This is a genomic window from Echinicola shivajiensis (assembly GCF_018642165.1).
GTDB classification, from domain to species: Bacteria; Bacteroidota; Bacteroidia; order Cytophagales; family Cyclobacteriaceae; genus Echinicola; species Echinicola shivajiensis.
On sequence record NZ_JAHHZM010000007.1, the window covers coordinates 152,257 to 174,874 of the forward strand.

Below are 22,618 nucleotides of genomic sequence, written 5' to 3' on the forward strand. Positions count from 1 at the left end.
GGTAAACATATAGTTTGAGTAATTAAGGCCAGCAGTAAGCTTGGCCTTTTTTTGTGCCAAAAAATCGCGAAGAATCCGAGGAAGTTTTAATTATTTGGGAAACTGTGCTATTTTACTAGTGTATAATCAGCACAAAATGCACGTTTTTGGATAATATATGGCGATAAGGACGATATATAAGCCCTTTTTAGGTGTTTTATTGGTGATGTTGATGCTTGCTTGCTCGACCTCAACAAGAAAGCAAAGGAAGATTCTTGACTTCAATAAAGGTTGGTACTTTAAATTGGGGGATCACCCCAATGCCCTAAATGCTGATTTTAATGTTTCTAGTTGGAGACAGGTGACCTTGCCCCATGACTGGAGCATTGAGGGCGATTTCAGTGAGAGTCATTCAACAACCACAGCTGGAGGAGCATTGCCAGCAGGTAAGGGCTGGTATAGGAAGTCATTTTTGCTTTCCAAAGAAGCGGCTGAGCAAAGTATTTGGATTGAATTTGATGGGGTATACCGCAATAGTGAGGTCTGGATCAATGGACACAGGTTAGGGCAAAGGCCAAATGGCTATAGCTCCTTCAAATATGATTTGTCCAGATATTTAAATTTTGGTGATGAAGCCAATATCATCGCTGTAAAGGTGGACAATTCAGATCAGCCCAATTCGAGGTGGTATACTGGTTCTGGTATTTATAGGAACGTTAGATTGGTAAGGACAGAGAAAATCCATATTGATCATTGGGGACTTTTTGTGAGCACTTCACAAGTGAGTGAAGTGCAGGCGAAGGTAGATTTGGAGGTAATTATAAAGAATGAAGGCCTTGTTCAAAGGCATGTGACCTTAGAAACCAGGATTTTGAATAATGAGGGTTTGGAAGTGGCACGGCAGTCAACAAAAAAGACCGTTAAGGGAAATCAGCGTGCTGAAATTGTTCAGGAGATAAGGGTAGAAAATCCTCAGCTTTGGTCCACTGAAAACCCCTATTTATATAAAGTAGAGACCAAAGTTTATGCTGGAATGCAGCTGATGGATGATTTGACAACACCTTTGGGCATTCGGTATTTTGAATTTGATCCTGAAGAAGGGTTCTCTCTTAACGGGCAGCCCTTGAAAATAAAAGGTGTTGCCAATCACCATGATCTGGGAGCACTGGGAGCTGCTGTGAACAAGAGGGCGATAGAAAGGCAGTTAAAGATTTTGAAGGAGATGGGAGTCAATGCGATCAGGACAGCCCATAATCCTCCAGCGCCTGAGTTATTGGATCTGTGCGATCAAATGGGCTTCCTTGTCCAGGATGAAGCTTTTGATGTTTGGAAGGAGGAAAAATTGGAATCCGATGGACATGCCTTTTGGGAACAATGGCACAGAAAGGATTTGGAAGACATGGTCCTTAGGGACAGGAACCATCCTTCGGTAATAATGTGGAGCATAGGCAATGAAATTCCCGAGCAATATGATAGTACGGGAATTAGTATTGCCAATGAGCTTGCTGGAATTATAAAAGAGTTGGACATGACCCGTCCTATTACTTCAGCATTGAATGAAAATAGACCCGGAAAAAACTTTGTCATTCAGTCAGCTAGCTTAGATGTATTGGGTTTCAATTATAGGCATAGAGATTATGTGAATCTGGATAATTGGTATCCTATGATGAATATGATTGCCTCAGAGGGAATGTCAGCTTTGGCAACCAGGGGACATTATGAAATGCCTTCTGATAAAATAGTCAAGATGCAGAGCATCAAAAAGGATTCTTTGGAAGCAGGAACAAGTATGTATGCCATTTCTGCTTATGACCATAAATCTGCAGAATGGGGCAGTACCCATGAGGAAACCTTGCGGGCGCTGAAAGGTAAAGATTATATTTCCGGGATTTTTGTATGGACAGGTTTTGATTATTTGGGAGAACCCACGCCTTATCCTTATCCCGCTAGGAGTTCTTATTTTGGTATTGTGGATCTTGCAGGTTTTCCTAAAGATGCCTATTATCTATACCAAAGTGAATGGACTGATCAGCCTGTTTTGCATTTATTTCCACATTGGAACTGGGAGGAAGGCGAGAAAGTGGATGTCTGGGCATATTATAGTCAGGCAGATGAAGTAGAATTGTTTTTGAACGGAGAATCCTTGGGGATAAAAAATAAGGAAGGTGATGCCATGCATGTTATGTGGCGTGTCGACTTTGAGCCAGGATCGCTAAGATTGGTCTCCAGAAGAAATGGTGAGCAAGTACTGGAAAGACAGGTTCACACTGCTGGGGAACCTGATAAATTATTGTTAATTCCAGATAGGAGAGTGCTTACGGCCGATGGTAAGGATTTGTCATTTGTTACGGTCAGTGTGGTGGATAAAAAAGGTGTTTTGGTACCTAATGCCGATAACCTGATCAATTTTAGGGTAACGGGTGAAGGCAAGATTGCTGGGGTAGATAATGGTTATCAGGCCTCTTTGGAGCCTTTTAAAGCAGAGCGCCGAAAAGCCTTTAATGGTAAATGCCTGCTGATCGTCCAAAGTAATGAAAACAAGGGAGAAATCGTCCTAAGGGCAAGTTCTGATGGGCTAAGGGCTGCTCAGACTTCTTTAACAGTAGAATAACTATCAACTATGATTTTTTCACGCAAAGCACGCTAAGGTTTCGCAAAGCACGCAGGGACAAAATAGAAATACTCCGCGATCTTTGCTACTTCTTTGCGCACTTTGCGTGAAACATGAATTACTTAATACGAATAGCTTACCTGACTGCCTTTTTCTGCATCCAGTTCTACTTTGGCAAATACCCCGATTTCTTGTTGGAGTTCTTCTACATGGGAGATGATACCGACGATCCTATTTTCATGCCTTAGAGACTTGAGGGTTTCAAAGACGGTCCTGAGGGCGTTTTTGTCCAATGCCCCAAAGCCTTCATCCAAAAAGAAAAAGCTCTGCTCCGCCCTGTTCAGCGATTTTACCTTTTCGGCCAGTGCCAATGCCAAGCAGAGAGATGCCTGAAAAGTTTGGCCCCCTGAAAGGGATTTTAACAATCTCCTGTTTCCTCCATTGAGGTGGTCAATGATCCAGAAAGTATTGGACTCATCCACATCTAGGCTTAGGCTATTTTTGGACAATTTCATAAAGCGGAGGTTGGCGGTCTGTACCAGTTCCTTGAGATAGATATTGCTGACATATTTCACAAATCCGCTTCCCTGAAACATCCTATTGAGCTCATTTAGGTTACTTTCCCTGTTTTCAACTTCTTGAAGGGATTTTTTCAATTGATTTTTCTCTTCCAATTTTAACTTGATCTCTGCGATTTTATTGGTGATCAATGATAAGGATTCCTGGACTTCATGCAGGGTCGTTTTGAGGGATTTGTAATCCTCCTGCATTTTGATGAAGCTTTCGGTAGAAAATTCCTGTACAGCTTGATCAGCTTTGAGCTCTTGGATTTTTCCTTTGAAAAGGTCTCTTTGTCTATCGAATTCCTTGATCTCCTCTTCCAATTGCCTTGGATCGATCTGACTGGACAATAATTGTTTTACGGCATCTACATCATTGAACTCATGGCTTGCCAGGGCCAAGGTCAAATCATCCTTAAGCTTTAATAGCTTTGATTTTACCTCTTCCAGTCGGCTTTGATAATGCTTAAGATTGGTCAGGTTGGTGGTCTGCTTTTGTTTGGCTTCATTGAGGGAATCTTGGGCTCTAGGAAGATTCACTTCAAGCTCTTCCAAAAAGGTTTTAACCTTTGAAATATCCTCATCTATTTTGATAGGTGAAGCTCCTCGGTACCTTTCCAGTAGATCTTGGTAGGTGATTTCTGCTAGCTTGGTTTCTATTTTGGTCTGCAGGGTTTTTACCTCTTGGTCAGCGGCCTGTAATTTCTGCTGATCTTTTTCCGCATCAGTCAAAAACTGTCTGTATGCATTTTGGACTTGCTTTAATTCTAGGCTAAGTGACTTTTCAGTTTGTAGATCTTTTTTTGCAGTCTCAAGCCTGTTTTCCAAAGATGCTTGATCCTTTAAGCCAAGCGAATCAAATTGTTGGACGAGGCTTTCATTTTTTGCTTTAAGCTTTTGTGTTTCCTTTGATTTTTCTTCTTTGTTGTTTTGGGCATTATTCAAGCTGATAGTCACCTTTTCATACTTGGACTGAGCTTGCCTTATTTGTTCCAATTTTGATTTGTATTCCTGGATTTCTTTTTCGCTTTTCCATAGTTTTTCTTGGTCAAAGCTATGGGAAAGCGGAGATGGATGATCCAAGGCACCACAAAGTGGGCAGGCTTCTCCTTCCTGAAGCCGTTGGGCATAAGTAAAAAGGCCTTGTTGTTGAAGGAGCACTTCTCTTTCTTTTTCTAATTGGGAGAGCTGAGAGCCCGTATGATTGAGCATTTTTTCAAAATCAGCTTGATCGGTTTGGAGTTCAAGCAAGATGTCCCTTGCTTCATTCTGAGAATTGACAATGTTTTCTTCTATACTGCTGATCTGTAGGTCCAGATTTTCAAGGGTATTGGCATTTTGCCTCATTTCTACCAAGGTGGATTCCATTTTACTGATTTCCTCCATTGCCGGAATCTTTATGGTTTCCAGTTTTTTCTCCAGTTGAAGGATGTCTTCTTCCATTTCAGCCTTTTTATTCTGGTAGTTTTGGCTGTTTTTGGTCAGTCTTTGAAATTCCTCCTCCAACTCCAGTTTTTCCGTGCTGAGTTGGTTAAGGGTTTTTATCTGCAATAAATCCCTGATGCGGGCTTCCCGTTCGCCCTTTTTCCTGTATTCCTGATATAATTTCTGGTACCTGGATTCCTTCTGCTCTATTTCCTGTTCAAATGTTGACTTGAACCGTTCACAGTCGATTAAGCTTACACTGTATTTTTCCTTATCGACTTCTTGTTCTTTAATTTGGTCGAGTATAGGCTTAAGATAGGTCAATGCCTTTTGGTATTGCTTAAGTTGCGCTTTCTTTTGCTGGAAGGCAGGGACTCTTTCCTCGAGGTTTTGCGATTGATGAACAAGTTGTTTGAGTTGCTCAGCCTTTTCTTTGATTGATTGAGCCTGTCTAAGTTCTTGCTCCTTTTTGTCCACAAGCTTTGATTGCCCCTCTTTCTGTGCAGCAAGGGATTCCTGTTGGTCCTTGGATTCTTGCAGGGCCTCCTTGGTATAGGATTCCAATCCCTCTAATTTGGTGTTTAGAATGGTCCTCTTTTCTCTTTCCGCATTGAGCAATCTCCTGGTGCGGTCAGATAGATCAAAGCGTTCCAGACCGAAAAGTTCCTTCATCATATCTGCCCTGTCTTTGGGCTTTTGTTCGATAAACTCCCTGAATTTTCCTTGGGGGATGATTACCGTTTGACGGAAGTGGGACATTTTCATACCCAATATTTCCTCTGCCCCGATCTCCAAGGGCATCCATGAACCGTCTTTTGACTCATAAAAAGTATGGGTGGCCGGTTTGATATCCTCAAACTTCTTGGGGTTCCTTTTGGCCAGGTAACTGGCCTTGTATAATTGCTGGTTGTTTTTTCCTGCTTTGAATTCCAGGTTGATGGAGATGGCTTGGCTCTGAAGGTTGACCATGCTGTTTTTCTCTCCTTTGCTGGCCAGCCTTTCCGTATTGCCATAAAGGGCCAATAAGATAGCTTCCAAGACAGAGGATTTACCGCTGCCTACTGCCCCAAAAATGCCAAACAGGCCAGCACCGGTGAGTTGGGTGAAGTCAATGCTTTGTTTTTCTTTATAGGAATATAATCCTTCGATTTCCAGTTTGATAGGGATCATTGATCGTCTTTTTGGCTGATGATTTCGTTAAAAAGTGTTTTGATTTCCTCATTGGGTTCTATGCCCTTGGTGCTTTGGTAAAAGAGGGAAAAAAGCGTGCCCATATCCTGTCCAAGGTCTTCAGCCTGGAGACTGTTATCCTGTATTTTTCCGAGATCAGAAAGTTTAGGGATCAGGCTGACTATGCCATCATGGGCTTTCATAATGGCCTTTCTAGTGGCGGCGTCTATGGAGCTGTCCGTCTCATAGGTGATCTCCACAAAGCAATAAGGATGGGCTTCCAGCCATTCCAAAGTGTCTGTCAAACTGCTAAATGTTTCTTGGTATAAAGGACGTCCTTGTTCCAAACCAAGTGCTTTATAACTGACCTGCTTTGCCGGTTCTGCTTCTACCAGTACCACTTTTTTCTCTTGATTGGCCTCACTGAAACTATAGGCCAAGGGAGAACTGCTGTACACTATGGGGCAGGGAGATTTGCCCGCTGCATGATAGCGATGCAAGTGTCCCAAAGCGGCATACTGAATGTTCTCAGGAATGAGATGTGTATAAATGGCTTGGGCTCCTCCCACATGAAGGATAGGTCGCTCGCTTTCCGGTTCTGCCTCGGGTTTTTCTCCTTCCTTAATAAAAAAGAAATGCCCCATAAAGAGGTTTACCCCATTGTCATCACAGTATTTGTCAGCAATCTCTTTCCATTTTTGTCCCAGTACATTGCGCAGTTCAGCTTCTTTGTCCTCTTCTCCCAGATAGGTTTTTAGCAAAACTTCATTGGCATAGGGAGCAAGTATGAGCCTGATAGGGAAATTATATTTTGGAAGTTTGAGTTCTATAAATCCCGGAGCTGCTTGAGTGACTTCGATGCCGCTGTCCAATTGGCCAGTGCTGAGCACTTGGTCGTACTGGCTGTAGAAAAGTATGCCCAGTTCTTTGGCTAGTGGATTTGGGGCACTGATAAATTGGGTACTGTCATGGTTACCAGAAATGGCAATAATAGGCCTTTGACCATCTTTAGAGAGTCTTTTTAGGCTTTTGTACAATAATTCCACCGCTTCATGACTGGGGTTAAAAGTGTCAAAAATATCCCCGGCAAGGAGTACCAAGTCTACATCTTCTCGATCGGCAATTTGTATAATCTCTTCTAAAACCAGCTCCTGTTCAGGCAGTCGGGAATATTCTTGAAGGCGTTTTCCTAGATGCCAATCGGCTGAATGTAAGATTTTTAGCATATTTTAAAAATGCGTATTTTATGTTTTGAATAAAATTCAGATTAAATTTATGCGCTTAAAATTTGTGAAGCAAACCTATTCGAAGGCGATGACAGTATTTGGCATTTAAATTGAGTAGGCCAATTCTTATGAAAAAAGCAGTTTGTTTAATTGTATGTCTGGTGGTTTTGGTCTCTTTCAAGCTGTCTGCCCAATCAATTGATGTAGCAGTAGATTCTACGCTATTGATAGAGCAAGGAATTGCCAGCTATTATGGTAGGTTTTTCCATAATCGCCGAACCTCAAACGGGGAGATTTTTGATATGGAAGGAATGACAGCCGCACATAAAAACCTTCCTTTTGGTACAATGGTACGGGTAACCAATCTCAAAAATAAAAAGGAGGTCATTGTAAAGATCAATGACAGATTACCGCAAAATTCCAAAAGGACGATAGATTTGGCCAAGGGAGCTGCCAGAAAGTTGGGGATGATACAAATGGGACTGGCACCGGTGCATATCAGTGTATTGAGACCGGAGATAGTGGCTGAATTGATCAATTATTATGCTGATGAGACTCCTGAAACCTTAAGGTTAAGAATGTACTATGAGCCCATTATTGTAGAAAAGGATCTTGAAACACTTTTTAGCTGGACGGCTCTTGAGCTAAGCGATGATGAGTAGCAGCAAGTATTTAGTACTAAGTATCAGGTATCAAGTACAAAGTATGGAGAAGATAGAATAAAGAGGAAAGAACAAAGAGCAAAGACACATGTTTCAAGTCTAATATCTCCAATCTCAATACTCATGACTCCCTACTCAATACTAAGCGTTACATCACATACTCATCATTGATCGGACTCACTGGAGCTGGAATATGTTCTTCATGGATCATTTCGAGCAGGTTGATCTCAATGGTCCGGGTGATCTGGTCTAGAGGAATACCCATAGGGATAGGTTCAAAGGGATTTACGATGGACTGACCAATAAAGTGGATGGTATGAAAGACATAACCAATGATGGTCCCAAAAACAATGGCTCTCCAACCCACCGTAGGGGCCACAGCCAAGGTAAAGGCAATATTGAACAGCCAGATAAACATTTTGGTATAATAATTATAGGTGGTGGGGAAGACGGTGTTTTTTATTCTTTCGGATTTGCCCATCTCATCACAGAATCGGGTGATTTCGGCATTTAGCTCCAAAAACTCAAAGCCATCTATCAAACCATCCCTTTTCCAGCTTTTCAACTCCATGGTTTGTAGGCTTAGGATGGCATTATGCTTATTGCTTTCTCCCTTAATAATATCCAAATCGCTTTGAATAAGGTATTTCTTGTATTCCCCTGTTGCTGTTCCGCGCAGTTTTTCCTTTAGGGCATAGAGGAAGGCAATATGTCTTTTGACCGTGTATTCCTTCATCAATTGTAAATGCTGTCCTTTGATTTGTTCCGTAGCCGTAGGGAGCAAGATGATATTCCTTGCCCAGGTTCTAGAGCTATTCACCAAGCTGCCCCATATTTTTCTGGCTTCCCACCAACGATCATAGGCCTGGTTGTTATTGAAACCAATAAAAAATGCCAAGGCAGTACCTAGGATGCTCGGGACAATGGCGGGCATTTCAAAGTGATATTGAATGAAGTACCAATAAAGAAAAAATGCCATAGAGCAGGTAAAGGCCACCATGATAGTGTTTTTCCAGGTTCCTGTAACTATTCTACCCAATCTAATATTATGTGTGATGATCATCTTATGGTTTTTTATGCTTAGGGTAACTTATCAATTTAATAATAATGTATGGGATTTTGGGGATGATGGGTGTGGCTTTTTAAAGATTTAATAGGGATAAATGGCTATCAGTTATAGGGGACTGAATATTTAGCAATCTTCTGGAAGCATAAAAATACACGATGCTCAAAGTGGTTATAGCTTTGAAGTCCAATTAATTAATCCTTGCTGACACTTTTTAAGCTTAGTCAAAAACAAATAAGTGAACAAACTGGTTAAATGGTAGTAATTACAGAAAAAATATTATAAAATTAGAAAAAGGCCCACTTATTCTTAATTTATAAGCTTACAATTATTAATGTAATAGTAGGTAGTCCTTTACAGAAGATTCATTTTTTCAAGAATTTAAAATTTCATATACAAAATCAAGTCACAACTTTAACGCAAAAGCTATGAAACAACTAAATTTTATCATTGCCTTTCTGTTTCTAAGTCATATGGTGATGGCACAAGATTCGAAAAAACCCAATATCCTTGTGATTTGGGGAGATGATATTGGTTGGCAAAATGTGAGTGCCTACGGTATGGGAACCATGGGCTATACCACACCCAATATTGATAGAATAGGTAAGGAAGGTATTCGTTTTACGGATCATTATGCTCAGCCCAGTTGTACAGCAGGAAGGGCGGCATTTATCACCGGGCAGTACCCCATTAGGTCGGGAATGACTACTGTAGGACAACCAGGGGATGTATTAGGGCTGCAAGCTGCATCACCATGTCTTGCGGAAGTACTCAAAGCCCAAGGCTATGCTACAGGGCATTTTGGTAAAAACCACCTTGGTGACAGAAATGAGCATTTGCCCACTGCACATGGTTTTGATGAGTTTTATGGCAACCTTTATCACTTGAATACCCAGGAAGAGTCAGAGCAGAGAGATTACCAGCGGTTTGGCGAGGCGTTTTCAGGTAGCTTGGAAGAATATGAAAGTAAATATGGCACAAGAGGCGTTATTCATTCATGGGCAACTGATGAAATGGATAATACAGAAGACCCTAGGTTCGGTTTAGTGGGTAAACAAAAAATTGAAGATACGGGAGCGCTTACGCAGGAAAGAATGAAAAATTTTGATGCCGGTGAGGTGATCCCCATGGCCCAGGATTTTATGGAAAGGGCTGTTGATGATGATAAGCCATTTTTTGTTTGGCTGAATACCAGTAGGATGCACCTATATACAAGGTTAAATGATGAGTGGAGATATGCTGCAGAGGAATATACCAGTGAAGCTGATTATCATGGTTCTGGAATGCTGCAGCATGATCATGATATTGGCTTGGTCTTAAAATGGTTAGAAGAGCAGGGATTGGCAGAAAATACAATTATTTGGTATTCTACAGATAATGGCCCGGAGCATTCATCATGGCCACATGGCGCTACCACACCTTTCAGGGGTGAAAAGATGACCACTTATGAAGGTGGTGTTAGGGTGGTTTCTATGTTAAGGTGGCCAGGGGTAATTGAGCCTGGTAAGGTGCTAAATGGCATTCAATCCCATCAGGATATGTTTACCAGCTTGGCTGCTGCAGCAGGAGTGGAAAATGCTGCCGAGTTGGTAATGGAAGAGAAACAACAATATATAGATGGGGTCAATAATCTTCCTTACTGGAAGGGGGAAATGGATGAATCGGCCCGAAATCATATTTTTTATTATTACGAGAGCAAGCTTACAGCAGTAAGGATGGGGCCTTGGAAATTTCATTTCTCTACTAAGGAGGATTATTACGCTAATGTAATTCCACGGACAGTTCCATTGGTATTTAATATCCGGATGGATCCTTTTGAAAGTTTTGACAATAAGGATTCCTATGGGCATTTGATGCAAAAGGTCTCCTGGTTGATACAGCCCATGGGAACCCTTATGGGGGCACATTTACAATCCCTGGCAGCATATCCACCAGTGCAGGGAGGGAAATCCTTTGATATGTCAAATGTAGTGGATGAGTTTATAAAGAAGGGCCAACAGTAAAACTAGAAGAGTTGATAAAGAGAGGTGTAGTTAAAATAGCTACACCTTTTTTGGTTTATAAGGCTTTAAGCGGAAATTAGGGAAATCGCATCATTATTGTTTGATTAAATAATTAGTTTTATAACTTAGTATTACGTTATTTTAGTTTAACTTTTGAAATTATATGATTGATTTTAGTAATCGGCTTTTTGTATTGATCGTTTTGCTCAACTTTTTTTCAGGATGTAAGGGTGATGCCCAAAAAGAAAATGCTAATCCTGAACAAAGGGAAATATCACTGATTAAGCAAGAAAGCACAATAAGCCTGCCTCTGGATGCTGAAACCCCAAACCTGAGTATGGGACTAGCCTATTATCCGTCTGAGCCACCTATGCTTTTTAATCTAAATCCCAAAACGAATAGCTTGCAGATATTTGACTTGGAGGAGAAAGTGTTGTACAAAACATTGACTTTTGAAAAAGAAGGTCAAAAGGGCGTTGGCAGGGTCTTTGGATTCCATGTCCATAATTTGGATAGCATTTTTCTATTTCCCCAAAATAAGGGAGAAATCTATTTGACAGATACTTCGGGGATGCTAAAAAGCAAGGTGAAATATGATGTCCCTTTATATCATACAGCTGCATTTGTGATGAATTCCTATTTTGCTTCTTTACCAGTTATTGAAGGTGGGGAAATGGTAGTGAAGACACATGTAGATGGAGACCATAAGGCAATAAAGTCAGCCGAACTGGCAGAAAGGTCTTTGACCTATAGCATTGATTTGAACGAGGGAAAGGTAAGACTTTTGCCTCATCATTATCCTGCGGATTACTTGTCCAATGGCAAAAGGCATTTCGAAGCGAGCTTTGCGGCTTCTCCTTCAAGAATGGTTTATTCCTTATTTGCCGACCATAAGCTGTATTATGCCAGTTCTAAAGGAGACAGTTTGAAGGTCAAAAATGCCCCCAGCAAGTATGTCAAGTCCGATTTTGGAAACTATCCCATAGGCAGTAAGAGGTTTGAAAGCTATCAATACTTTTATGCTTCCCCTCACTATGGAAGTCTTTTATATGATCCCTACAGAAAGGTGTTTTATCGCTTTTGTTATCCAAAAGTGGAGGTTGAAAACGAAGAGCAAGCCCTTAAACTAAGACGATATCCTGAGGGCTTTTCGATAATGGTCTTGGATGAGGATTTGAATATATTGGGTGAGACCTTGTTCGCGAAGGGGAAATATTATCCAAACAATGCCTTTATTACGGAGGAGGGGCTTTATCTGTCCATCAACCATGCGGACAATCCGAGGAACAGAGAGGATTATTTGAGTTTTGATTTGTTTGGTTTGGAGGAGGCTGGAAATTAGCACTTTAGAGAAAAGAAGTAAGAGCAAGGAGTAAAGTATGGAGTATGAAGTATCAAGTACAAAGTATCAAGAAGGACCCCTTTGGACTATAATGCAGGATTAACTTGATGCAAACCCCAAAGGGCTTAAATATACATATATGGTGAGGTACCACCGGACCTCACGATCCTGAAGGGGTCGAATAAAATACGGATAGGGAATTATGCTGTGGGAATCTCTGTGAAAACTCAGGGCCCTCTGTGGTCACAAGTTAATTCTAACTTTTTGTGTCAAGAGCAAAGAGAAAAGAAAAAGATTTTACCACCGATGAAGATTCTGGTATTGCTGTTTTTGAACTGCCGGAATGAAGATGGTTATTAGTGGCTTTGCTTTATTATCAAATGGTATAAGATAGGAAGGTGTAATTGCAAATTACACCCAGTTAAAGAAACTTTTTAAAAGAAAAATGATGACTAAATTACAGAAAGCGTTATTCGGAATTGCTTGTGTTTTACTATCTTTTTTTACCTTATCATGTAACTACAAGGACCATAATGAAGATTATTTTCAGGTGAAAATAGATTTGGATGATTCCAGAAAGGGTAAATTATCAGACTATTTTGAAACACCTGAATTTATTTTTTTACAATCCCAAGATACCTTGCCCTTGGTATCACCTTATGATTTTGAGTTTAAAAACGAAAAAATATATGTCCTTGATTACACCCTGAATAATATTTTGATTTTTGATAAAGAGGGGCATTTGCTGGACGCGCTCCTCCCACAAGGAAAAGGTCCCAATGAGTTTTTTCAGCCTGATGGCTTTCAGGTAGTGGGTGAAAATATGATTGTCCAAGATACCTATCTCTCCAAGGACTTGACATTTGACAATAATATGAAGGTTGTTCTGGAGAGGAAAAACAAGTTTAATAATACTTCCTTTTATTATGGGGAGGATTATATGCTATACTTTTTGGACTATAATCCTGAATTTGGAAGGCATAATTTCCTAAGGAAAGATTTAGGTTCTGGTGAAGAAGAAACCTTTGTGGACATCCCAGGTAATTTGGAGAATTTGACGAAATATAGTAAAAGAAATGATTTTGTAATTGATGAAATGAACCAAAAGTTCTTATACACTATCCCTCATTCCACCAATTTAGCCGTGTTTGATAAAGCAACTGGTCGTCTGGATTCTATGGTTTATTTTGATTTTGGAAAGCATAATATGGATGATGAATTTAGAAAACTAGACAGGAGGCAGAAAAATGAGGTGATATATGAAAGAGGTTATGTTGAACGGGTTGATTTGTTCGGGGTTTTCGAGAATACAAATTTGCTTTATATAAAGAAGGGAGGAAAGGATCATCATCTTATCTTTCTCAACAAACAATTGGAGCTTACAGACCAAACGGTGAACCCAACAAATGACTTCAATAAAATCAAATTGAAGTTTCCATGGACATTAAATGAAAACGCTATTTTCTACCTTAAAAATTCCATCAGGTTCTATAATGAATACCTTGAAGCTTACTCAGGGAAAAAAGTGAAGGTCCAGGAAGGAAATGTGCATGATTTCTTTTCCAAAAATAAAGAAGAATTAAAAAATGAGGGCTGGATTTTGGTAAAGCTCAGGCTTAAATCTTAATAGAGGGAATTGCTGTTTTTGAATTGCGGGAATGATGGTTTATTGGTGACTTAGGCTTAGCTATTCAATTTAAATTGGAAGAAGATAGAAGGGTGTAATTGCAAATTATACCCAGTTGAGGAGGGAAATTAATAATAGGAACCAAATATGGAGTTTTAGCCCATGCCATTTTCAAAGAAAAACTTGATTATTTGATTAAATATTTAGTTATTAAACTATTCTTTTAATTGTTTATTCATTGTTTTATGAGGGTAGTTAGCTGCTTATTGATCATTTTATTGGGCTTATCGATTATGTTTTGTACTGGGCCTACAGCAAAACAAAAGAAAGGAGAAGTGCCCTCGACCTTAATGGAACTTTCTGATTATCAAAGAGTGGAGGAGCCTATTGACTTCTATGATTTGGTTGAGGTAATTGATTTTGTATCCTTAAAGGATTCAGAGCGGTTTTATGTGACTGATATTCAGAAGGTCGAAAAATGGCAGGACAAGTTTATTTTGCTTGATAAGAATAAACATGTGGTAGTAGTTTTTGATGGTAATGGGAATTTTATATCCACAGTGGGAGAAATAGGAGAAGGGCCTGGACAGTATCGTGGAGCCAGTGATGTTATAGTGGATGAAGAGCGAAAACTAATACTGGTATTTTCGAGGGGCGATCAGGCTTGGTTTGAATTTGATGAAAACCTGGTGTTTAGGAGAAAGGTGAAACTGGGGTTCTGGGCTTCCTATATGTCATTATTAAGGTCAGACCATTTGGCATTTTACCGAGATATGGAAAAGGATGGAGAGGGAAATATCTGGATGTGTAATACTGATGGGGAAGTCTTGGAAAAGCGGATGTTTTACCCAGAAGGGAAGAAATATTACGCCTTTGCTTATACGGGTTTTCTCAAAAACGGCTATTATACCTATCCACTATCATCGAAAATATACCAGCTCAATGAAAATCAAAAGTCAGATAAATTGATCTGGCAGATTGGAATTCCTGGGGGCTTGGAAGAAGATAAAATTTTTGATCATCAAGAGTACCTGGATATAGGTTATACTGATTTTGCCGCCCAAAAATCCATTTTAAATCATTTTGAAGTAGGCAGTGAGGGGAAGGAATTGATTTTTAGTTATGGGTATAAAAAGGGAACAAAAAGGATGATGGGCAAAGGTGTTTTGAATCGTTCCGGTCAGCTATTTACACATGAAAATCTAAATAGGGATTGGTTTTCAAAATCGTTTTTTTCTTCCCAACAGCTTCCCAAATATTCTGCTATCCATAACAGTTTTTTTGCGGTGGCCGATATGGAATACTTGGAAAAATTCTTTCAGGTAAATGAAAATGCTGAGCAGCAAAGCAGACAAAGTCCTTTGGAAAAGGTATTGGCCAAAGCAGGACCTGAAGACAATCCTGTCATTGTCCAGTTTGCCATTAAAAAGAAGTTGGCGTTAGATTGACATTCAGTTGTGCAGAAGGAGCCCTTGCTGTGATACCTCTGCGTCCTCTGTGGTTACTAGCGTCTAATATCTAAAATCCATTCTTAGCTCCTTACCTATAGCTGTGACGATTGACAATTATAAAGATTCTTAAGCTGCTTATGACCAAAATATGGAAAGGTGTGTTCCATTACTTTTCAAGGACATAAGGTGCAAATTACCCTAGGTCACTGATAAGAGAAACACGGGTTAAACACGGGATAAACACGGCTTAAGCAGGAGTTAAATACGGGTTAAACAGAAGCTTTAAAAATGTTACATTATAATATGGTTATCCGTTTATCACACCAATAACCTTATACGTCTTTATCAAGATTGAAGAACAAGGAGAAAGAAGTTAAGACAAAAAAGAAACAAAGCTTTTGGTGGGTTGAACAAGTGTTTTCACAGCTTGAATGAATTTTGTGAAATGGTCCTAAAGCAGAAGTGAAATCTATAATAGCTCTTGGAATCAAATCCTTTTTTGAATAAACCTTTGAAATATGACGTTTTCTTTCGAGAAGAAAGAAAATAATTCCATTTAATATGATTTAAGTTTATTAATTATTGCTTTTTAAGTCTTCTATATTGTATTTCATCTCATTAAGAATAAAAATACCCTACGTGGGGTATTTTTTGTTTTCGATATATTTCCTTGTTTAAAAGATTAATATTTTAATGAATGGGGTAAACGGTGTTCTACTGCTTTAGGAAGTGGTGAGGGCAGCGTTTTTAATAGACATGTGTCGATCAATATAGAAAATTGGAAATAAGGTTTCCTTGTGAAATCTTCAAAATTAGAATAAGAGAATTATTATTAGAAATGAAAGGATATATTTTATTAGTTCTTGTAGGAATATTAGGACTTGGTAGTTGTACTAAGAATAAGCAAGAAACCAATATGGTACAATCACCAAATCACCTCTACATGAATATTACTTCCCAATTGGATAATATGTCCAATGGTTTTAGCGATATTTTTAATGAGGGAACTTTTATACCAATTGATTTAGGGGAATCGCTTTTCCTCACCTCATTGGATGAACTGGAGTTGGATAAGGACAAATGGATTATTTTGGATCGAAAGAGCTCACAGCTGCTGGTTTGTAATCATTCTGGAAGGTTGATAAATAAAATTGGAGAATTGGGCTCAGGTCCAGGAGAATTTCAGGGGGTAAATGATTTTTTTATCGATAAAGGAGAAAACGAGCTGATTGCATTTTCCAATTCAGACATGTCCTTCTATTATTTTTCGTTGGACAACGGGGATTTTATAAAGAAAGTGAAGTTAGGCATGTATGGAGACAAAATAGAGCAGGTAGATAAAGATTCATATTTACTTTACTTAAACCACAATCTGAGCGATAAAAGTGGAAAGTTCAATCTGGTTTTAATTGATAAAAAAGGTCAGGTTAGAGATAGGTTCTTTCCAATTGATCCTCAAAAATCCAATATGGTAATTCCGTATTCAGGATTTCTTACCAAGTCGAATGGTGAATTGCTTTTTTCACCTCCATTTAACAATGAGGTATTTCATTTTAATTTGGACAGTAGGAGTTTTCAAGAAAGTATAAGCATGAATATTAACAGTGATTATATAGAAGAAAACAAAGCAGATTTTCTAAAAATAGTAAATGCCAATGTGTTGGTACATGATAAATCAGTAAGATTTCTTGGTGAAACATTCATGAAAAATGAGGACTTCATTTTATTTAGTTATCAATATAAATCCCAAAGAAGATTTGGATTGTATAGTATAATAGAAGAGTCACTTATTTCTTTTGGGAAATTCTTGAATGATCCCCTGTTTAAGTTACTTGAAAAGCCACTATACTTGGATGAAGAAAACTTTGTCTATTTTGGAGTTTCTTCAGACCAAATTGCTTACTTAAGAACGAAAAGTCCTGATTTATATCAACAACTCAATTCGGAGACACGACAAATGTTTGAAGAAAATAGAGAGCAGATCAGCCATTATGTTTTAAAAGTTAAAATAAACGATCTTTAATTCATGGCATGACTCAAAGTCATGCCATGAATGCTCAAGTCTGGCGTCTAATATCTCAAATCTAATATCTTCCCCGTATTTCTTTTCTTTTACTTAATAATTTAGTTAATTAAGGATCGGAAAATTTTATATTATAATACATGAAGTTAAAACAACTTTTTTTACTGCCTTTTTTAACCGTCCCAATCTTCTTTTCTTGTGATAGCAAGGGTGAAAAACAGGAAGAAATTCCCCTGGAGTCCATGAGGAATGAAGTGACCGCTACCAAGGTCACTGTGGCCAAGGCGGAAAAGCGTTCCTTTGATTACCTGATCAATGCCTCAGGAAAGGTGGAGGCAGCCCAGCAGGTAAAAGTCTTTATCGAAAGAAGGGGCTATCTCAAAGCATTTAGTCTAAAAGAAGGACAGTACTTAAAGGCAGGGAGCCTATTGGCCCAATTGGATAATACGGACAATCTCTTCCGCAAGGAAAAGGCCCTGGTGCAGTTGAAAAATGCCCAGGCCAACTATAACAGTGAAATGTTGGGCTTTTCTACCATCATGGAAGGAGATGACCAAGAAAAGATTGCGGAATTGCAAGAGCAGCTTAAGGCCAGCAGTGGGCTGTTATCAGCTGAAATCGAACTGAAGGAAGCAGAATTGGAACTGGAGAAATCCACAATCAAAGCGCCCATATCGGGCAAGGTGGCTGACCTGAAGCTTAAGCAGGGAAGTTTGGTCAATGCGGGAGAGGAGCTTTGTGAAATCCTTAGTACAGAGGAACTGAACCTAAGGGTCAAGGTACTGGAATCGGATATTCCTTTTATTTCCCTAGACCAGGAGGCGGAGATATATCCGGTTGCTGCTGGAACGGGGAGCTTATCAGGCAAGGTCAGTAGTATCAATCCAAAGGTGGATGAAAATGGTCTGGTGGAAGTCAATATCAAACTTAAAAAAGGAGAGAAATTACTTCCCGGTATGAATGCCCGGGCAGTGATCCGCTCCCCACAAAATGACAATGTGGTCGTTCCCAAACAGGCCTTGGTCTACCGTTCAGGTCGTCCGGTGGTCTTTACCCTCAATGGCGAGGAATCCAAATGGAACTATGTGGAGGTAGGCAAGGACAATGGCCGGGAGATTGAGGTACTCGATGGGATCAAGGATGGGGAAACGGTCATCACCAGCAATAACCTTCAGCTGGCCCACCAAGCTCCCGTACAAATCGTCGACGAAAACGAATAGCCCATGGTCCGGTTTTTATTATCTAGGCCCATAGCGGTCACCATGGTTTTTCTGGCATTGATGGTCTTCAGCCTAATAGGCTTTACCAAGCTGCCCATATCCCTTTTGCCGCCCATAGATGTGCCACAGATCGTGGTCAAGGTGAATTATCCCAATGCCTCTCCTGAGGCCATCGAGCAGAACGTGCTGAGTAGGGTGCGGGAGAGTTTGATTACCCTCAATGGGCTTGAAGATATGGATAGTAAGGCTGGCAGTGAAACCGGTACCGTCAGATTGCAGTTTGCCTATGGCACTTCCATGGAGCTGGCCTATATCGAGGTCAATGAAAAAATAGATCGACTGACCAATGGCCTCCCCGAGGAGCTTTCCCGTCCGCAGGTCATCCGCATCAATACCAATGACATTCCCATGGTGCGCATTCAGGTCATACCCAAGGAAGGGACGGATTATGCAGAAGTGACCAAGTTGGCCGAAAATGTTATAAAAAAGCGGATAGAGCAGCTACAAGGAATATCCCTGGTAGATATCAATGGCAAGCAGGAAAGGGTGATTACCGTGGAACCCAATAAGGCGGTCTTGGCCGGATTGGGCATATCTGAGCAAAATGTCATCAATGCGATCCGTTCTGGAAACAGCGAACCTTCAGGGATAAGCGTTAAGGATGGGCAGTACCGTTATTTTTTGAGACTTGCCACTAGGGTGGATACACCGGAGGATATAGCACAGTTGCCGGTCTTGGCGCCAGATGGAAATGTGGTGGAACTGGCCAAGCTTGCGAATATTCATTACCAAATGGGAGAGCCTATGGGCTACCATCTATATGGAGAGCGTGAAGGCTTGGTCATCACAGTGCACAAGCAGGCTGCCGCCAAGATGAATGAGCTGATGGAAAAGGTCAGCGAGTCGGTGGAGCTGTTCAAGCAGGATTATCCTCAGGTGGACTTTGCCCTGAGCCAAGACCAATCTGCCCTGCTCAATGCTGGAATCAATAACCTGCAGACCAGTTTGCTCTTTGGAGGGATTTTTGCCTTTGGGGTGCTGTTTATCTTTATGGGCAATTATAAGATGCCCTTGATTATTGGTGTCAGCTTGCCCACTTCCCTACTGATCAGTTTTCTGGTATTTTATGCTTTTGGGATTTCCATCAATGTGATTTCCCTAAGTGGCCTGGCCTTGGGCTTGGGCATGTTGATCGATAATGCCATTATTGTTTTGGACAATATCACCCGCAAAAGACAGGAGGGCTTGCCACTTTTTGAGGCTTGTGTCAAGGGGGTGAATGAGGTAATGTCGGCTTTGATCAGCTCGGTATTGACCACCTTGGCGGTTTTTGTTCCCTTAGTGTTCTTGAGTGGAATATCCGGGGCCTTGTTCTTTGATCAGGCGGTTTCGGTAGCAGCCATCCTTTTTGTGTCCCTATTGGTGGCTTTTGTGCTCTTGCCTTTACTTTACCGTCTTTTCTTTGCCAATAAGCAATGGGACAGCAATCAAGAGGATAGCCGCTTTTTTAAATGGGTATTGGCTTTATATAAAAATGGCTACCAAAAGGTGATGGCCCAAAGGCGCTTGAGCCTGATTTTATTGTTGGCGCTTATTCCACTGTTTCTGATGATCGGCCTGGTACTGCCCAAAGAGGGTTTGCCCCCGATCGGGAAAAAGGATGTACTCCTGGAAGTGAATTGGAATGAAGCGATAGATGTGAAACAAAACCGTGAGCGGGTAAAAAATATTATTGCTGGACTAGGTGAAGGCATTGAACAGGCTGAGGCTGATGTGGGCATCAGGCAGTTTTTGCTCTTTGACGGGGAGAACTCGGTACAAGAGGCCAGTATCTATATTGATTTCAGTAATCAGGCCAGAAAGGATGATTATACGGAACAACTGGAAAAAGGACTTAGAGAAAAATATCCACGAGCCAGTATCAAGCTCATGGATGCTCCCAATGCCTTTGACCAGCTGTTTTCCTCCAATATCCCCTACTATGAAATGCGGTGGAAGGAGCTAAAGGACAAAAAGCCGGTTGATGCAGCGACCATGGGACCTTGGTTGGAGGATTTGCCAACTGCGCTTTGGAAGAAAGGGCCAGGACTGCAGGAAGAGTCGGCAGTGGTTTTCAGGTTGGACCTTGAGAAGTTGTCCCTCTACAAAATCGAAACCAACGAAATGGTCAGGCAAATTGAACAGCTCTTTGGGCGCTATACCATTGATGAGATCAAACAGTTCAGTGAGGTGACGCCCATCAGGTTGATGGAAAGTGATGCCGATTATAGGGAAATTTTAGAAAGCAATTACTTAGGGTCCAGGGATGGTCAGCGCTATGCCTTGGCCAATTTTATCCAAGTGGGATATGAGGACCATTATAAGTATGTGACAGCGGATAAGACCGGGATTTACCAATCCGTGGAAATTACTGCGCCAAATCCACAAAATAGGGATAGGGAGCTTAAAAACTGGGGATTGGATAGAAACCTCAGTGTGTCTTTTTCCGGGCAATATTTCAAAGATCAGGAAAACATTCAGCAATTGATCGGGATTTTGGGCGTGGCGGTATTGCTGCTTTATTTTATCCTTGCTGCCCAGTTTGAGAGTTTTGTACAACCGCTGATTGTGATCTTTACCCTGCCTCTGGGAATTGGAGGGGCACTACTGGTGCTTTGGCTGAGCGGCACTTCTCTCAATATTATGTCGGCGATTGGACTGGTGGTAATGCTGGGGATTATGGTCAACGATGCCATTCTAAAAATCGATACCATTAACAGATTGAGGGTGAGTTATGCGGAGCAGGAAGAGAATTTAACGGGCAGGGAGATTTTGGAAAAGGCCCTTTTTAAGGCTGGGGAAATCAGGCTGAAACCTATTCTGATGACTTCGATCACCACGATTTTGGCCTTGCTGCCAGTGGTGTTCAGCTCAGGCTTGGGAGCGGACCTACAGAGACCCTTGGTGTTCAGCGTGATCGGTGGATTGACCATTGGGACGATGACGGCATTGTATTTTGTGCCTTTGGCTTATTGGGCGTTTAGTAGAAAAAAGAATAAAGAGGAAAGAAGAAAGATTGATGTGGCTAGAGTTTAGTACGAAGTATCAGGTATCAAGTACGAAGTGTGAAGATTTTAGAAATGTTGTACCAAGTCTCCGACTTGGTACTAGTTAACCTTGAGTCTCTGACTCAAATAAAAAGGAAAAGAGGAGTCAGAGACTCCAAGCTATTTGATCCCGCGACAGAGTCGGCGGGATAACAGCGTATCAGGTATCAAGTACGAAGTGTGAAGATATTAGAAATGTTGTACCAAGTCTCCGACTTGGTACTAGTTAACCTTGAGTCTCCGACTCAAATAAAAAGGAAAAGCGGAGTCAGAGACTCCAAGCTATTTGATCCCGCGACAGAGTCGGCGGGATAACACCAAGATGCTAAGTTATTTAGCCCGCGGCACAGCCGGCGGGATAACAGATAAAGAAAACAATAGATGATAAATTCAGACAAGCCATATCGCATTACCGATCAAAATGGAGTCTACTTTTTGACTTTGACGGTGGTGGATTGGCTGGACGTGTTTATACGAAAAGAATATAAGCTAGAAGTGGTAGATAGTCTGAATTATTGCGTGAAGAACAAAGGTTTGGAGTTATATGCCTGGTGTTTGATGAGCAATCATTTGCACCTTTTAGCAAGAATTAAGGAGCCTTTTAAGCTAAGTGATTTTCTCAGGGATTTTAAAAAGTATGTGTTCAGAAAAGTTTTGGAGAGTTTGGAGAAGGAATCTATTGAGTCAAGAAGAAAGTGGTTGTTGGATAGAATGAGGTTCAGGGGAACCATGGTAAAGCGGGTGGATAGCTATAAGTTTTGGGAGGATGATAATAGGGCTATTGGGATTGAATCAGCGAAATTCTTTGAGCAGAAACTTAATTATATCCATAACAATCCAGTAAAGGCAATGATAGTAGAAGAGCCTGAAGAATATCTTTTCAGTAGCGCAAGGGATTATTCGGGAAGGAAGGGCTTGGTGGAGGTAAGCGTCTATTAAATGGTTGGTTCGTTGATTAAATCAACTCATTTCTACCAAGTCTCAGTTGTACTGAAGATCTTTTGGTTGTGTTGGGTTGTACCAAGTTTCCGTCTTGGTACTTGTTGACCTGGAGTCTCCGACTCAAATAAAAAGAAAAGCAGAGTCAGAGACTCCAGGCTATATGATCCCGCGACAGAGTCGACGGGATAACAGCGTAGTTAGTATTGAGTATTGCAAACGAGTTCG

At 40.7% G+C, this 22,618-nt stretch carries 13 protein-coding genes; 10 read left to right on the forward strand and 3 right to left on the reverse strand.

Annotated features, from left to right (window positions below; all coding sequences use genetic code 11):
* Positions 1 to 157 precede the first annotated feature (157 nt).
* The gene (gene galB, locus KMW37_RS13270; protein ID WP_215225115.1) at positions 158 to 2,590 is read left to right on the forward strand and encodes a beta-galactosidase GalB; all 2,433 of its coding nucleotides are present in this window, start codon (positions 158 to 160) and stop codon (positions 2,588 to 2,590) included.
* 122 nt (positions 2,591 to 2,712) lie between these two features.
* On the opposite strand, the gene KMW37_RS13275 is transcribed toward galB, so the two are convergent.
* A complete protein-coding gene (locus KMW37_RS13275) occupies positions 2,713 to 5,745 on the reverse strand; it encodes an AAA family ATPase (RefSeq protein WP_215225116.1) in 3,033 nt (1,010 codons plus the stop codon).
* Entirely contained in the window at positions 5,742 to 6,971 is a 1,230-nt protein-coding gene (locus KMW37_RS13280) for a metallophosphoesterase family protein (RefSeq protein ID WP_215225117.1), read from the reverse strand. The genes KMW37_RS13275 and KMW37_RS13280 overlap by 4 nt, the downstream gene beginning before the upstream one ends.
* A gap of 128 nt (positions 6,972 to 7,099) precedes the next feature.
* Here KMW37_RS13280 and KMW37_RS13285 point away from each other — a divergent pair, with 128 nt between their 5' ends.
* Positions 7,100 to 7,633: a septal ring lytic transglycosylase RlpA family protein gene (locus KMW37_RS13285; protein WP_215225118.1), complete on the forward strand. Its 534-nt coding sequence runs from the start codon at positions 7,100 to 7,102 to the stop codon at positions 7,631 to 7,633.
* A 148-nt stretch (positions 7,634 to 7,781) separates the two neighbouring features.
* On the opposite strand, the gene KMW37_RS13290 is transcribed toward KMW37_RS13285, so the two are convergent.
* Positions 7,782 to 8,696 (reverse strand): bestrophin family protein, encoded by a 915-nt coding sequence (locus tag KMW37_RS13290; protein WP_215225119.1) that lies wholly within the window; start codon positions 8,694 to 8,696, stop codon positions 7,782 to 7,784.
* A 431-nt stretch (positions 8,697 to 9,127) separates the two neighbouring features.
* On the opposite strand from KMW37_RS13290, the gene KMW37_RS13295 reads away from it, so the two are divergent.
* The 8 genes from KMW37_RS13295 to KMW37_RS13330 all read left to right on the forward strand — a co-directional run bounded on the left by KMW37_RS13295 (position 9,128) and on the right by KMW37_RS13330 (position 22,390).
* Positions 9,128 to 10,702 (forward strand): arylsulfatase, encoded by a 1,575-nt coding sequence (locus tag KMW37_RS13295; RefSeq protein WP_215225120.1) that lies wholly within the window; start codon positions 9,128 to 9,130, stop codon positions 10,700 to 10,702.
* A gap of 163 nt (positions 10,703 to 10,865) precedes the next feature.
* Positions 10,866 to 12,044, forward strand: a complete 1,179-nt coding sequence (locus KMW37_RS13300; protein ID WP_215225121.1) for a DUF4221 family protein — start codon at positions 10,866 to 10,868, stop codon at positions 12,042 to 12,044.
* Between the two features lie 445 nt (positions 12,045 to 12,489).
* Positions 12,490 to 13,671: a 6-bladed beta-propeller gene (locus KMW37_RS13305; RefSeq protein ID WP_215225122.1), complete on the forward strand. Its 1,182-nt coding sequence runs from the start codon at positions 12,490 to 12,492 to the stop codon at positions 13,669 to 13,671.
* Between the two features lie 245 nt (positions 13,672 to 13,916).
* Positions 13,917 to 15,119 carry a 6-bladed beta-propeller gene (locus KMW37_RS13310; RefSeq protein WP_215225123.1) on the forward strand — a complete coding sequence of 401 codons (1,203 nt, stop codon included), beginning with the start codon at positions 13,917 to 13,919 and terminating at the stop codon, positions 15,117 to 15,119.
* Positions 15,120 to 16,065: 946 nt separating this feature from the next.
* Positions 16,066 to 17,145 (forward strand): 6-bladed beta-propeller, encoded by a 1,080-nt coding sequence (locus KMW37_RS13315; protein ID WP_246581485.1) that lies wholly within the window; start codon positions 16,066 to 16,068, stop codon positions 17,143 to 17,145.
* Between the two features lie 140 nt (positions 17,146 to 17,285).
* Positions 17,286 to 18,365: an efflux RND transporter periplasmic adaptor subunit gene (locus KMW37_RS13320; protein ID WP_215225125.1), complete on the forward strand. Its 1,080-nt coding sequence runs from the start codon at positions 17,286 to 17,288 to the stop codon at positions 18,363 to 18,365.
* Between the two features lie 3 nt (positions 18,366 to 18,368).
* Positions 18,369 to 21,440 carry an efflux RND transporter permease subunit gene (locus KMW37_RS13325; RefSeq protein WP_215225126.1) on the forward strand — a complete coding sequence of 1,024 codons (3,072 nt, stop codon included), beginning with the start codon at positions 18,369 to 18,371 and terminating at the stop codon, positions 21,438 to 21,440.
* 392 nt (positions 21,441 to 21,832) lie between these two features.
* On the forward strand, positions 21,833 to 22,390 hold the full coding sequence (locus tag KMW37_RS13330) for an REP-associated tyrosine transposase (RefSeq protein ID WP_215225127.1): 558 nt from the start codon (positions 21,833 to 21,835) through the stop codon (positions 22,388 to 22,390).
* Positions 22,391 to 22,618: the final 228 nt, after the last annotated feature.

What these genes read in the sequence shown, in the direction of transcription:
- galB (WP_215225115.1), top strand. Translation starts at nt 158, where the DNA reads ATGGCGATAAGGACGATATATAAGCCCTTTTTAGGTGTTTTATTGGTG.
- KMW37_RS13275 (WP_215225116.1), bottom strand. Translation starts at nt 5,745, where the DNA reads ATGATCCCTATCAAACTGGAAATCGAAGGATTATATTCCTATAAAGAA.
- KMW37_RS13280 (WP_215225117.1), bottom strand. Translation starts at nt 6,971, where the DNA reads ATGCTAAAAATCTTACATTCAGCCGATTGGCATCTAGGAAAACGCCTT.
- KMW37_RS13285 (WP_215225118.1), top strand. Translation starts at nt 7,100, where the DNA reads ATGAAAAAAGCAGTTTGTTTAATTGTATGTCTGGTGGTTTTGGTCTCT.
- KMW37_RS13290 (WP_215225119.1), bottom strand. Translation starts at nt 8,696, where the DNA reads ATGATCATCACACATAATATTAGATTGGGTAGAATAGTTACAGGAACC.
- KMW37_RS13295 (WP_215225120.1), top strand. Translation starts at nt 9,128, where the DNA reads ATGAAACAACTAAATTTTATCATTGCCTTTCTGTTTCTAAGTCATATG.
- KMW37_RS13300 (WP_215225121.1), top strand. Translation starts at nt 10,866, where the DNA reads ATGATTGATTTTAGTAATCGGCTTTTTGTATTGATCGTTTTGCTCAAC.
- KMW37_RS13305 (WP_215225122.1), top strand. Translation starts at nt 12,490, where the DNA reads ATGATGACTAAATTACAGAAAGCGTTATTCGGAATTGCTTGTGTTTTA.
- KMW37_RS13310 (WP_215225123.1), top strand. Translation starts at nt 13,917, where the DNA reads ATGAGGGTAGTTAGCTGCTTATTGATCATTTTATTGGGCTTATCGATT.
- KMW37_RS13315 (WP_246581485.1), top strand. Translation starts at nt 16,066, where the DNA reads ATGAATATTACTTCCCAATTGGATAATATGTCCAATGGTTTTAGCGAT.
- KMW37_RS13320 (WP_215225125.1), top strand. Translation starts at nt 17,286, where the DNA reads ATGAAGTTAAAACAACTTTTTTTACTGCCTTTTTTAACCGTCCCAATC.
- KMW37_RS13325 (WP_215225126.1), top strand. Translation starts at nt 18,369, where the DNA reads ATGGTCCGGTTTTTATTATCTAGGCCCATAGCGGTCACCATGGTTTTT.
- KMW37_RS13330 (WP_215225127.1), top strand. Translation starts at nt 21,833, where the DNA reads ATGATAAATTCAGACAAGCCATATCGCATTACCGATCAAAATGGAGTC.